Source organism: Pseudomonas sp. C1C7 (assembly GCF_013359595.1).
Classification (GTDB): domain Bacteria; phylum Pseudomonadota; class Gammaproteobacteria; order Pseudomonadales; family Pseudomonadaceae; genus Aquipseudomonas.
This window is the reverse complement of the sequence record NZ_JABFMP010000012.1, coordinates 71272-83731: the sequence shown is the minus strand read 5'-3', so window position 1 is coordinate 83731 and position 12460 is coordinate 71272. Positions and strand designations below refer to the sequence as shown.

The window sequence follows — 12460 nt, the reverse complement described above, 5'->3', positions numbered from 1 at the left end:
ATAATGAGGTGAAAGGCCATGTACAAAATTCTGATTGCCGACGATCACCCGCTGTTTCGCGAGGCCATACATAACGTCATCAGCGATGGTTTTCACGGCAGCGAGGTCATGGAAACGGCCGACCTCGACAGCGCCCTGGCCCTTACCCAGGAACACGATGACCTGGACTTGATTCTTCTCGACCTGAACATGCCCGGCATGCACGGCCTCAATGGCCTGATCAACTTGCGCAACGAAGCGCCGACCATCCCCGTGGTGATCGTCTCCGCCGAGCAGGACAAGCAGATCGTTCTGCAAGCCATCACCTATGGTGCGGTGGGCTTCATTACCAAATCCTCGCCCCGCACGCAGATGACCGACGCGATCCAGCAGATCCTCAACGGCAACGTCTACCTGCCGCCGGACATCATCCGCACCGGCAACAGCAGCTCGCACCGACGCATGAGCGATACCCCGAGCATCCCGCCGGAACTGTTGCAAGCCCTGACCCGCAAGCAGTTGCAAGTGCTGGAGCGGATGACCAAGGGCGAATCGAACAAACAGATTGCCTACACCCTGGAAATCGCCGAAACCACGGTCAAGGCCCACGTCTCGGCGATCCTGCGCAAGCTCAATGTGCATAACCGCGTGCAGGCGATACTGAGTGCCGGGGATATTGATTTCGGGTCGTATCTGAGAAGGTGAACACCCAAACCCTGCTCGCTCCTACAGAGGGCCTAGCAAATGGCTCATCGCTGTTTTCAGTTTCATCGGCCGCACCGGCTTGTGCATCAGCGTATGGCCCAGTTCGCGGATCTGCTGTTTGAGGTCGTTGCTGTAGTTGGCGGTGATCATCATCACCGGGATCGAGCAGGCCCGGCGGGCGTTGATCCGGGCCACGGCGTCGACGCCGTTGCGGTCGTTGTCCAGGTGATAGTCGGCGATCAGCAAGTCCGCCTCGGCATGGTAGTTGTCCACCTGCCGCGCCAGATCTTCTTCCGACAGCGCCGTCACCACCCGGCACCCCCAGCCCTCCAGCAACGTACGCATGCCGGCGCAAATGGTGGCGTCATTGTCCAGCACCCAGACTTTCGCGCCGCGCAGCCGTTCCAGCATCGGCTCGCTCATCGGCGGGCTCGGCAACGGTTTGGGAGCGGTGGCGCTCAATGGCACCTCCACGGAAAACATCGAACCCTTGCCCGGCCATGAGCGCACCTGAATGCGGTGCCCGAGAATGCCGGCGATCTTCTCGACGATCGCCAGCCCCAACCCCAGACCGCGATCCTGATCCGGACGCTGCACATCGCCGCGCTTGAACTCCTGGAAAATTTCTTCCAGGCGCTCCTCGGCAATGCCCATGCCGCTGTCCCAGACCTCAATCGACAAACGTTGGTGATGACGCCGACACCCCAGCACCACACGGCCGCTGTAGGTGTAGCGAATGGCATTACTGAGCAGATTGCGCAGGATCCGCGCGAGCAATTGAATGTCACTGCGCACCAGCGCCGAGCAACCAATGAAATGCAGTTGCAGGCCTTCGCTGCGCGCCACCTGGGTGTATTCGGCGGCGAGGTTTTCCAGCAGCTCGCTCAAGGCGAACGGCGCGATATCGGCCTTGATCACACCGGCATCGAGCTTGGAAATATCCACCAGCGTACCCAACAGGGTCTCCACATCTTCCAGGGAGTTGCTGACATTACGCACCAGAATTTCGTTGGACATCGGCTCGCGCCGCTCCAGCAAGGCGCTGGTGAACAGCCGGGCGGCGTTCAACGGTTGCAGCAGGTCGTGACTGACGGCAGCAAGGAACTTGGTCTTCGACAGGTTGGCCTGCTCCGCTTCCAGCTTGGCCTCGAGCAAACGCGACTCGACCCGGCGACGCTCATCGATTTCCCGGCGCAACTGGTGGTTGAGGTCGGTCAATTCGGCCGTACGCTCGCGAACCCGCAACTCAAGATTCTGATAAGCCTGATGCAGGGCCTCGGCGGTGCGACGGCGCTCGGTGATATCGCGGATCAGCACAAAAATCCCCACCACCTCGCCGCTGGCCAGGCGGTTAGGCACGTAGGAGCGCAACATGTAGCGCTCCTGATTGTTGACGTTGGTCTCGGCGAATTCGAACGTCACGCTCTCCCCGGCCAATGCCCTGGCCACGTAGGACTCCAGACGCTGGTAATGCTGTTCGCTATGCACCTCGCGCAGGCTCTGGCCGAGCATCACCCCGCGCGGCCAGCAGTACCATTCTTCATAGACCTTGTTGGTGAACTCGTAGACCAGATCGGCATTGAGGTAGGCGATCAGTGCCGGCACATGGTCGGTGATCAGGCGGATCCAGCGCTCACTTTCGCTCAGGGCTTCGGCGTGCTGGTAGCGTTCGGTGATGTCGGTGAACGTGTTGACGAAACCGCCGGTGGGCAGCGGATGGGTACGGATTTCCAGGACCCGGCCATCGTGCATGCGCTGTTCGCACTCCCTTACCGGCCGCCCGTTGAGGCCACGGCTGGCCGGGGTCAGCAGGGTCAATTCGCTGTCGGCGATCACCTCGGCGAACGGCCGATGCGCGGCCACCGGCGCCAGACCGCTGAGCTCAAGAAACCGGCGGTTCCACAGTTCAAGAATGCCCTCGGCATTGACCATCGCCACACCTTGGGACAGGTTGTCGACCGCCCGCTGCAACAGATGCGACTTTTGTGCCAGTGCCTGTTCGCGGCGCACGGTTTCGCTGAGTTTGACGTCGGTGATGTCGGTGAAGAGAATCACCCGTCCGCCTTCCTGGGTCGGCCGTTCGCTGACCTGCAGCCAGCGCCCGTCCTGCAATCGGTACAGCAGATTTTCCTCGGCATGCCCCCGAGATTCCTCGGTGAACATCCCGTTGTTGAGCATCAGCCGCTTGACCTCTGCCAGGCGCATGCCGGCGTGGATGCGCGCCCGGCCGTTGCTCCAGAACGCCTTGAACCGGCTGTTGAACAGGACGATGCGTTGCTCGGCGTCGAACAGCACGAAGGCATCGGAAATGCTCTCGATGGCATCGATCAGGTGTTGATGGGCGGTTTCGGCGCGCAGGCGGGCTTCGCTGAGTAGATGGTTGCCGGCCTTGAGTTCGGCCATGGCCTGGTTCAGCGCGTCGGTGCGCTCACGCACCTGCTCGGCCAGCACCACCGAATGCTGGAAGGCTGCGTAGGGATCATTGCCGCGGGTGATCCCGGACTCGATCCGCTCGATCAGCGCCGCGTTGATCCGTTGCAGCTTCCGGTTGTCGTGCTGCAGGGCGTCGATCTGCGCCCGCAGCTCAGTGTTTTCCGAGGCACCGGCCCCTTGCAATGGCAACGCCGGTGAAGGTCTGGTTGATGTGCATGCCATTGAACTGTTCTCCGTACGAGTTGAACCCCATCACCCGCTGCTCGCGCAAAAACGCGCCGATCTGTTCCAGGCTGCCGTGGTCTTCCAGTTCCAGGCGCCGCAGGAAGCAGTCGCAGCCGATGGTCAGCAACAAATCGCCAAGCCGCTCCTGCAAACCGTCGAACAGGCTTTGCAGGTTCGGCAGCAGCGGCCCCGTGGTCATGACGGTGAGAACGATGCCGTTCTCCACCGCGCAGTAAAAACTCAGGCTCAGGTCCGGATGAACCTGCTGGATGGCGCGCACGTAGTACTGCTCGTTGATTCGCACGGCCAATGGGTGCGCGGCGAAGATCCGGTGGTCGAGTTCGGCCACCGGCACGCCGATGTGCCGGGCATACTCGGCGGCGGCCGGCTCGGCATTGAGTTCGAAGACCCGCCGCGAAGCGCTATCGGCACCGGTGACCACCAGCTTCTCGGCCTGGGGCAGCATGTGGTGGGTGGTGAACACTTCGAAGTCCAGCCAGGTGTTGACCAGTACCACCACCGCCGCGCCGCTGTGGAATTCGCCGTCGAAATACACATGGGTATGGGTCAGGTAGTTGTCGTCACCGGCAGAGCCACCAAAATGCGGAATGGCGCCCAGTGCCGCGCTCAGGGCGGCGAGCACCATTTCTTCGCGGCTGGACAGGCCATCGAGCAGGGTCAGGGCAAAGCTGTTGCCCTTGATCGGCGCCAGCGTGTTGCTGCGACAGCCGCCGACCAGACGCTCGACCATCTGCTGGGCGTCGATCAGGCTGAAGTGCTCCATTTCGTCGATCAGTTCCAGAGCGATGGAAAAGTGTCGATGGTCGAAGCCGATCGCCGTCACGCAATTGCGCCCGTAGCCCAGCGGAGTGATTTCCCCGGCGCTGGTGCAACCGGCCAGGCGAATGCCGCCGAAGCTCTGCTGCAAGGCCTGGCCTAGCGCCGGCAGGTCGTATTCGGCGGAACAGAAGAACAGCACGAAGCCCAGGTTCGGGTGCAACAACTGCCGCGCCAGCTCTTGCGCCGCCTGCTGCGGATCGGTGGCCAGGGACATGGCGCTGACGACACCTTCGCTATGGACCTGCTGCATCATCGCCCCCCGCAGGTGCGTGTGTATGAGGCACGAGTGTACGAAGGCTGCGGGGTGGGACGAATGCTACTTGGGTAGTGGGTAAGCGGTTCGATGGGATTAGTACCGGACCAGACTTCCAGGCTGCCGCAGATCCAATGTGGGAGCGCGCTTGCTCGCGAAGGCGGCGTGTCAGACACATTGATGTTGCCTGACCGTCCGCTTTCGCGAGCAAGCCCGCTCCCACAGGGGTGTGATGTGATGCCGTGGGGAAGGATTACCAGTTCAACACCGCCCCCACCGCAAAGGTATCGGTGTCTTCATTCTGCGCACTGGTGTCGTGGCCGTTGATTTCGAACTGGTTGTACTCGGCCACCAGTTTCAGGTTGTCGTTGACGTCATGGAACAGCGCAATGCCGCGAGTCTCGTAGTCCGCGCCGCTGCCCACCGCGCCGTTGCCATCGTCCTTGGTCTTGCCGTAGGACAGCGCCAGGCGGTTCTTGCCCAGTTTGTACGAGCCCTGCAACAGATAGCCGTCGCTGTCGACGTTACGCAGGGTCGGCTCGCCGGCGTTGTTGGTGAAGAACGGGTTGATGCCCTTGGCCTGGAAACCCGAGCCGGTCAGGGACAGGCCGCCCATTTTCGCCTGCACGCCGTAGCCGACACCTTTTGACGTGACGGTATCGACGGTGGAATCGGTGTTGTCCGAAGTCTGATAGCTGCCGTTGACCCAGCTGTAGATCTGCGCGCCGGCGAGGTCGAACTGGTAGGTGATCTCGCTCTCGGTGCGCGGGTTTTCCTGGTAGGCCTTGCCAGTCGGGCTGCTGTCGTTGGTGTCCACCGGGTCCATGATCCCAGCGGCCACGCGCAGCCCGTCCATCACCGGGGTTCGGTAGGTGATCTGCGAGGTCGGGAACGGGTATGGATAACCGGTGCCAATGTTGCCGAAAGACACCCCGCCACCATCCACCAGCCCCAGGGTGTCGCTGACCTGACCGTAACCGGCCAGTAGTTCATCGAGCAGAATGTTGGAACGGGCGAACAGGCCGAAATCCTTGCCGATCAGCACTTCGCCCCACTCGGGATTGGCCACGGTGCCGTAGAACTGGCGCACGTCGATGGCGGTGTCGGTGCCGTTGGTTTCACTGTCGTTGATGGTCACCCAGAACGAGGCACGGGCGCCGAGCTTGAGGTCATCGACCTGCTTGCCCATGTTGAAGCCAAGGTAGTTGGGCAGAAATCCCATTTTCACCCGTGACTGTCGGCGGTCGAATTGGTCGCCGGCGCGATCGACATCGCTGTTTACGTAGAAGGCGTTGATGTAGCCATCGGTGGAGAACGTGGTCTGGTCCTTGTCGTACAGCATGATCTCTGCCTGGACGGCGGAACTCAGGCCAAGGGTGGACAGACTCACCATGAAGGCCGGTAAAAAACGGTGGGTGAAATTCTTATTGTTGTGCATGGCGCGCTCCGCGACGGGGGACGAGGTGTCGGAGGCGATTATCGAAAGCGGACGGATGGCGCCATACGCTGCCTTGGAGGCGGTTTTCAGCTGCTTTGGAGGGGACGGTGATGCGCGGGAATTAGGATGTAAGACCGGATGTCGGCCAGGTTAGCCACCAAGGGCGTACACCGAAAGAATCTTGTAGGAGCGAGCTTGCTCGCGATGGAGGCACAGGCACCGCGGGCTGTCATATACCCAGCGTTATCGTTGACGACCATCGCGAGCAAGCTCGCTCCTACAGAGGATTGTGGTGTTCAGAGGGCCGTGCGCAGCAGCATGTAGGCCGCGACGATCAGGCAGACGCTGGCAAACCCCACCTGCAGCACCCGCGCCGGCACCCGGGCGCAGAGTTTGCGGCCGACGATCATGCCGATGATGCTTGAAGCGATAAACGATGCACCGAGGCCATCGATACGCACCCCGGCATGCAGCGCACCGATGACACCAATGGCCGAGATCAGGCTGATCACCATCAGCGAGGTAGCGATGATGCCGCGCATCTGCACGTCGGTCAGTTGCTTGAACGCCGGCACGATCAGGAAGCCACCACCGACCCCAAGCAGTCCCGAGACCACGCCGGTCACTGCGCCGAGGGCGGCCAGGGTCGCGGTGCATTTGGCTGTCCAGGAAAAGCGCCCGGTCTGCTGGTCGAGCATGCAGTTCTTCTGCCCCCAGTTGGCGTGACCGTGATCGCTGGGACCCTCTTGCTTGCGCTCGCGGCGCAACATCCGCGCGGCGACCATGACCATCAGCAGGCTGAACAGGATGATCAGGACCTTTTCCGGCAACTGATGGGCGAAGTAGATGCCCACCGGTGAAAACACCGCGCCCAGCGCCGCGATCAACATCGCCGCGCGATAGCGCACCAGGCCATGACGCAAGCCGTCGATTGCACCGACCGCCGCCGAACTGCCCACCGCGAACAGCGCGACCGGCGCCGCATGGGTCATGGTCCAACCCAGGCCGAGCACCAACGCCGGCACGGCCAGAATGCCGCCGCCGGCTCCGGTCAGGCCAAGCACCAATCCCATCACCACCCCAAAAAAACTCGCCAGCAACATAAAACGCTCGTAATCCATGACAAAGGCCGGGAACGCCCGGTATCGATTGAGTAACAGGATAATGCTTATCCCCACCGCTGCACGACTCGCTTCATGTAGCAGCTGGCGAACGCAGGCTTCGCCAGCTGCTACAGGGGTCTTGTGTCGGCTTGATTGACGCAGAATTGAGAGGGGGACTGGTCAGCAATGGGAAAATGAATCTAACCTCATGGCTTGCCCACGACAGAATCCTCTCCATGCCTGCCTTGATTGAAGCGTTTTTCGACGATGCCTCGTCCACCTACAGTTACGTGATCCACGAAGCCGATGGCGGGCAATGCGCGATCGTCGATCCGGTGCTCGACTACAACGCCGCCGCAGGACGGACCACCACCGTGCAGGCCGACCGGATTATCGCCTTCGTGCGCCAGCATCGCCTGCAGGTGCAATGGCTGCTGGAAACCCACGCCCACGCCGATCACCTGTCCGCCGCGCCGTACCTGCGCCGTGAGCTGGGCGGCAAGATTGCCATCGGCGAGTCGATCTGCAAGGTGCAGAACGTGTTCAAGACGCTGTTCAACCTTGAGCCGCAATTCTGCATCGACGGCTCGCAGTTCGATCACCTGTTCGCCCCCGACGAGTCGTTCATGATCGGCAACCTCAAGGCCACCGCCCTGCACGTACCCGGGCATACCCCGGCGGACATGGCCTACCTGATCGATGGCGAGCAGATTCTGATCGGCGACACCTTGTTCATGCCGGACGTGGGCACCGCGCGCTGCGACTTTCCCGGCGGCAATGCCAACCAGATGTACGCCTCGATCCACAGGCTGCTGGCCTTCCCCGCCAGCGTGCGCCTCTACGTCTGCCACGATTACCCGCCCGACGGCCGCGCACCGCAGTGCATGACCACCGTGGGCGAACAGCGCAAAAACAACATCCATGTGCGCGATGGCGTCGATGAAGCGGCATTCGTTGCGATGCGCACCCGGCGCGATGCGGGGTTGGGCATGCCGACGCTGTTGCTGCCGGCGATTCAGGTCAATGTGCGGGCGGGGAACCTGCCGCCGGCGGAGGACAACGGCGTCACCTACCTGAAAATCCCCTTGAATCAATTCTAAATTCCCGTAGGAGCGAGGCTTGCCCGCGAAGACGCCGCCTTCGCGAGCAAGCCCGCTCCCACAGGTTTCACGGGGGCGGCTGCAGATCCTTGCAGCAGCTGCCGAAGGCTGCGATCTCTTGATCTTCAGATATCCAGCGTCAACCCGTTCGCCGGCAACGGCAGCGCCGTCTTGTAGCGCACCTGCTTGAGCGCAAAGCTGGAGCGAATATTGGCCACCCCCGGCACCTTGGTCAGAAAGTCCATCATGAAGCGCTCCAGCGACTGGATGCTCGGCACCAATACCCGAATCAGATAGTCCGGATCACCGGCCATCAGGTAGCACTCCATCACCTCCGGGCGATCGGAAATCGCCTCTTCGAAATGCTGCAGCGCCCTCTCCACCTGCTTTTCCAGGCTGACATGGATGAACACGTTTACATGCAGCCCCAGCATGTCGGCGTCCAGCAGCGTCACCTGCTCGCGAATCACCCCCAGTTCTTCCATCGCCTTGACCCGGTTGAAACAGGGCGTCGGCGACAGGTTCACCGAACGCGCCAGGTCAGCGTTAGTGATGCGCGCATTCTCCTGGAGGCTGTTGAGAATGCCGATATCGGTACGGTCCAGTTTGCGCATGAGACAAAACCACCTGCTTTTTATTCGTATGCAGATTTTTTATCTGCAAATAGTCTTCAGTGCAACGAAACAGAGAGAAATATTCTCCTTGGCCGGGCCTATGATTGTTGTAGGACAAGATTTCTTCCATCGAACGAAATCTGTCAGCTCACTACAAGAAATTCACAAGATCGAGCGTAGAAGCCATGACCCAAGCGTATGAACCGCTGCGCCTGCACGTCCCCGAACCCTCGGGCCGCCCGGGCTGTAAAACCGACTTCTCCTACCTGCACCTGACCGATGCCGGCACCGTGCGCAAACCCCCTATCGACGTAGAACCCTCGGACACCGCTGACCTGGCCCGTGGCCTGATCCGTGTGCTCGACGATCAGGGCAATGCCTTGGGTCCGTGGGCCGAAAACGTGCCGGTGGAGATTCTGCGCAAAGGCATGCGCGCCATGCTCAAGACGCGGATCTACGACAACCGCATGGTGGTCGCCCAGCGTCAGAAGAAAATGTCCTTCTACATGCAGAGCCTTGGCGAGGAAGCCATCGGCAGCGCCCAGGCCCTGGCGCTGAACATCGATGACATGTGCTTCCCGACCTACCGCCAGCAGAGCATCCTGATGGCTCGTGACGTGCCGTTGGTGGACCTGATCTGCCAGCTGCTGTCCAACGAGAAGGACCCGCTCAAGGGTCGCCAGCTGCCGATCATGTATTCGGTCAAAGATGCCGGCTTCTTCACCATTTCCGGCAACCTCGCCACCCAATTCGTCCAGGGCGTCGGCTGGGCCATGGCCTCGGCGATCAAGGGCGACACAAAAATCGCTTCGGCCTGGATCGGCGACGGCGCCACCGCCGAATCCGACTTCCACACCGCCCTGACCTTCGCCCACGTGTACCGCGCGCCAGTGATCCTCAACGTGGTGAACAACCAGTGGGCGATCTCCACCTTCCAGGCGATTGCCGGTGGTGAAGCCACCACCTTCGCCGGTCGTGGCGTGGGTTGCGGCATCGCTTCGCTGCGCGTTGACGGCAACGATTTCTACGCGGTCTACGCCGCTTCCGCCTGGGCCGCCGAACGCGCCCGGCGCAACCTCGGCCCGACCATGATCGAATGGGTCACCTACCGCGCCGGCCCGCACTCGACCTCCGACGACCCGTCCAAATACCGTCCTGCCGACGACTGGAGCCACTTCCCGCTGGGTGACCCGATCGCGCGTCTCAAGCAGCACCTGATCAAGGTCGGCCACTGGTCCGAAGAGGAACACGCTGCCGTCAGCACCGAGCTGGAAGCCGAAGTGATCGCCGCGCAGAAGCAGGCCGAACAGTTCGGCACCCTCGCCGGTGGCCAGATTCCAAGCGCTGCGACCATGTTCGAAGACGTCTATAAAGAGATGCCGGAGCACTTGAAGCGCCAGCGTCAGCAGCTGGGGATCTGACATGAACGATCACAACAACAATATTCAGCTGGAAACCGCCATGACCACGACCACCATGACCATGATCCAGGCCCTGCGCTCGGCCATGGACGTGATGCTTGAGCGCGACAACAACGTGGTGGTGTTCGGCCAGGACGTCGGTTACTTCGGCGGCGTGTTCCGTTGCACCGAAGGCCTGCAGAACAAGTACGGCACCTCGCGAGTGTTCGACGCGCCGATCTCCGAAAGCGGTATCGTCGGCACCGCCGTGGGCATGGGTGCCTACGGCCTGCGCCCGGTGGTGGAGATCCAGTTCGCCGACTACGTGTACCCGGCCTACGACCAGATCATTTCCGAAGCCGCGCGCCTGCGTTATCGCTCGGCCGGCGAGTTCACCGCGCCCCTGACCCTGCGCATGCCTTGCGGCGGCGGCATCTACGGCGGCCAGACCCACAGCCAGAGCATCGAGGCACTCTTCACTCAGGTGTGCGGCCTGCGCACCGTCATGCCGTCCAACCCCTACGACGCCAAGGGCCTGCTGATCGCCTCCATCGAAAACGATGACCCAGTGATCTTCCTCGAGCCAAAACGCCTGTACAACGGCCCGTTCGACGGTCACCACGAACGTCCGGTGACCCCATGGTCCAAACACCCCGCCGCACAGGTTCCGGACGGCTACTACACCGTTCCGTTGGACGTTGCCGCCATCGCCCGTCCGGGCAAGGACGTCACCGTGCTGACCTACGGCACCACCGTCTACGTGTCGCAGGTGGCCGCTGAAGAAAGCGGCGTGGACGCCGAAGTCATCGACCTGCGCAGCCTGTGGCCGCTGGACCTGGAAACCATCACCAAGTCGGTGAAGAAAACCGGCCGTTGCGTGATCGTTCACGAAGCGACCCGCACCTGCGGCTTCGGCGCCGAGCTGGCGGCGCTGGTGCAAGAGCACTGCTTCCACCACCTGGAAGCGCCGATCGAACGCGTCACCGGTTGGGACACCCCCTACCCGCACGCGCAAGAGTGGGCGTATTTCCCCGGTCCGTCCCGAGTGGGCGCGGCTTTGAAACGGGTCATGGAGGTCTGAATGGGCACGCACGTTATTAAAATGCCGGACATTGGCGAAGGCATTGCAGAAGTTGAACTGTCGGTATGGCACGTCAAGGTGGGCGACATGGTCGTCGAAGATCAGGTGCTGGCCGATGTCATGACCGACAAGGCGATGGTGGACATTCCGTCGCCGGTGCATGGCAAGGTGATTTCCCTGGGCGGCCAGCCGGGTGAAGTGATGGCGGTCGGCAGCGTGCTGATCAGCATCGAAGTGGAAGGTGCGGGCAACGTCAAGGAGTCCGCTCACCACGCGGCACCGGCCGTTTCCGTTAAAGAAGCGCCGGTGGCAGCGCCCAAGGTCGAAGCAGTCGTCGAAAGCAAACCCGCTCCGGTAGCGGCTCCGCGTCCGGCTCCGGTTTGCCAGACACCGATGGTCTCCCGCACCGCCGATGAGCGCCCGCTGGCCTCGCCGGCCGTGCGCAAGCATGCGCTGGACATGGGCATTCAATTGCGTCTGGTACGCGGCTCCGGTCCAGCCGGCCGTATCCTGCACGAAGACCTGGACGCCTATCTGGCCCAGGGTCAGTCCAACGCTTCGTCCGCCAACGGCGCTTACGCCCAACGTAACGATGAAGAACAGATTCAGGTCATCGGCATGCGCCGCAAGATTGCCCAGCGCATGCAGGAAGCCACCCAGCGCGCCGCGCACTTCAGCTATGTCGAGGAAATCGACGTCACCGCCGTCGAAGAGCTGCGCGCGCATCTCAACGAAAAACATGGTGCGACCCGCGGCAAGCTGACCCTGCTGCCGTTCCTGGTCCGTGCCCTGGTCGTCGCCCTGCGCGACTTCCCGCAGATCAACGCCCGCTACGACGACGAAGCCCAGGTCATCACCCGCCTCGGCGCGGTGCACGTGGGCATCGCCACCCAGGCCGATATCGGCCTGATGGTGCCGGTGGTGCGTCACGCCGAGGCACGCAGCCTGTGGGACAGCGCTGCGGAGATTTCCCGCCTGGCGACCGCCGCGCGCAACGGCAAGGCCAGCCGCGATGAGCTGTCCGGCTCGTCCATTACCCTGACCAGCCTTGGCGCGTTGGGCGGCATCGTCAGCACCCCGGTGCTGAACCTGCCGGAAGTGGCGATTGTCGGCGTGAACAAGATCGTCGAACGGCCGATGGTGATCAAAGGCCAGGTGGTGATCCGCAAGATGATGAACCTCTCCAGCTCCTTCGATCACCGCGTGGTCGACGGCATGGACGCGGCACTCTTCATCCAGGCCGTGCGTGGCCTGCTCGAACAACCCGCCACATTGTTTGTGGACTGATT

General features: G+C 62.0%; 10 protein-coding genes. 5 read left to right on the top strand and 5 right to left on the bottom strand.

Translation table 11 applies throughout. The features are described from left to right. Nucleotides 1-18: 18 nt before the first annotated feature. Complete coding sequence (locus HNO86_RS12535; protein WP_175377268.1) at nucleotides 19-684, top strand: response regulator transcription factor; 666 nt, start codon at nucleotides 19-21, stop codon at nucleotides 682-684. Between the two features lie 21 nt (nucleotides 685-705). Here the strand turns inward: HNO86_RS12535 and nahK are convergent, their stop codons facing one another. From nahK to HNO86_RS12515, 4 genes are all read right to left on the bottom strand, one after another. Next, nucleotides 706-3339 (bottom strand): hybrid sensor histidine kinase/response regulator NahK/ErcS', encoded by a 2634-nt coding sequence (gene nahK, locus HNO86_RS12530; protein WP_175377267.1) that lies wholly within the window; start codon nucleotides 3337-3339, stop codon nucleotides 706-708. Then, nucleotides 3269-4432 carry a nitric oxide-sensing protein NosP gene (gene nosP / locus HNO86_RS12525; protein ID WP_175377266.1) on the bottom strand — a complete coding sequence of 388 codons (1164 nt, stop codon included), beginning with the start codon at nucleotides 4430-4432 and terminating at the stop codon, nucleotides 3269-3271. The genes nahK and nosP overlap by 71 nt, the downstream gene beginning before the upstream one ends. 256 nt (nucleotides 4433-4688) lie before the next feature. After that, the gene (locus HNO86_RS12520) at nucleotides 4689-5873 is read right to left on the bottom strand and encodes a porin (protein ID WP_175377265.1); all 1185 of its coding nucleotides are present in this window, start codon (nucleotides 5871-5873) and stop codon (nucleotides 4689-4691) included. Between the two features lie 296 nt (nucleotides 5874-6169). Further along, on the bottom strand, nucleotides 6170-6976 hold the full coding sequence (locus HNO86_RS12515) for a sulfite exporter TauE/SafE family protein (RefSeq protein WP_175377264.1): 807 nt from the start codon (nucleotides 6974-6976) through the stop codon (nucleotides 6170-6172). A gap of 236 nt (nucleotides 6977-7212) precedes the next feature. On the opposite strand from HNO86_RS12515, the gene HNO86_RS12510 reads away from it, so the two are divergent. Beyond that, complete coding sequence (locus tag HNO86_RS12510; RefSeq protein WP_175377263.1) at nucleotides 7213-8076, top strand: MBL fold metallo-hydrolase; 864 nt, start codon at nucleotides 7213-7215, stop codon at nucleotides 8074-8076. Between the two features lie 125 nt (nucleotides 8077-8201). On the opposite strand, the gene bkdR is transcribed toward HNO86_RS12510, so the two are convergent. Beyond that, complete coding sequence (gene bkdR, locus HNO86_RS12505) at nucleotides 8202-8690, bottom strand: Bkd operon transcriptional regulator BkdR (RefSeq protein WP_175377262.1); 489 nt, start codon at nucleotides 8688-8690, stop codon at nucleotides 8202-8204. 185 nt (nucleotides 8691-8875) lie between these two features. Here bkdR and HNO86_RS12500 point away from each other — a divergent pair, with 185 nt between their 5' ends. The 3 genes from HNO86_RS12500 to HNO86_RS12490 are packed head-to-tail and all read left to right on the top strand — an operon-like array spanning nucleotide 8876 to nucleotide 12458. Further along, nucleotides 8876-10111, top strand: coding sequence for a 3-methyl-2-oxobutanoate dehydrogenase (2-methylpropanoyl-transferring) subunit alpha (locus HNO86_RS12500; protein ID WP_175377261.1), 1236 nt, complete (start codon nucleotides 8876-8878; stop codon nucleotides 10109-10111). 1 nt (nucleotide 10112) lies between these two features. Then, on the top strand, nucleotides 10113-11171 hold the full coding sequence (locus HNO86_RS12495; protein WP_175377260.1) for an alpha-ketoacid dehydrogenase subunit beta: 1059 nt from the start codon (nucleotides 10113-10115) through the stop codon (nucleotides 11169-11171). Continuing rightward, nucleotides 11172-12458 (top strand): dihydrolipoamide acetyltransferase family protein, encoded by a 1287-nt coding sequence (locus HNO86_RS12490; protein WP_175377259.1) that lies wholly within the window; start codon nucleotides 11172-11174, stop codon nucleotides 12456-12458. It begins immediately after the preceding gene. Nucleotides 12459-12460: the final 2 nt, after the last annotated feature.

What these genes read in the sequence shown, in the direction of transcription:
- nosP (WP_175377266.1), bottom strand. Translation starts at nt 4,432, where the DNA reads ATGCAGCAGGTCCATAGCGAAGGTGTCGTCAGCGCCATGTCCCTGGCC.
- HNO86_RS12490 (WP_175377259.1), top strand. Translation starts at nt 11,172, where the DNA reads ATGGGCACGCACGTTATTAAAATGCCGGACATTGGCGAAGGCATTGCA.
- bkdR (WP_175377262.1), bottom strand. Translation starts at nt 8,690, where the DNA reads ATGCGCAAACTGGACCGTACCGATATCGGCATTCTCAACAGCCTCCAG.
- HNO86_RS12515 (WP_175377264.1), bottom strand. Translation starts at nt 6,976, where the DNA reads ATGTTGCTGGCGAGTTTTTTTGGGGTGGTGATGGGATTGGTGCTTGGC.
- HNO86_RS12535 (WP_175377268.1), top strand. Translation starts at nt 19, where the DNA reads ATGTACAAAATTCTGATTGCCGACGATCACCCGCTGTTTCGCGAGGCC.
- nahK (WP_175377267.1), bottom strand. Translation starts at nt 3,339, where the DNA reads ATGGCATGCACATCAACCAGACCTTCACCGGCGTTGCCATTGCAAGGG.
- HNO86_RS12495 (WP_175377260.1), top strand. Translation starts at nt 10,113, where the DNA reads ATGAACGATCACAACAACAATATTCAGCTGGAAACCGCCATGACCACG.
- HNO86_RS12500 (WP_175377261.1), top strand. Translation starts at nt 8,876, where the DNA reads ATGACCCAAGCGTATGAACCGCTGCGCCTGCACGTCCCCGAACCCTCG.
- HNO86_RS12510 (WP_175377263.1), top strand. Translation starts at nt 7,213, where the DNA reads ATGCCTGCCTTGATTGAAGCGTTTTTCGACGATGCCTCGTCCACCTAC.
- HNO86_RS12520 (WP_175377265.1), bottom strand. Translation starts at nt 5,873, where the DNA reads ATGCACAACAATAAGAATTTCACCCACCGTTTTTTACCGGCCTTCATG.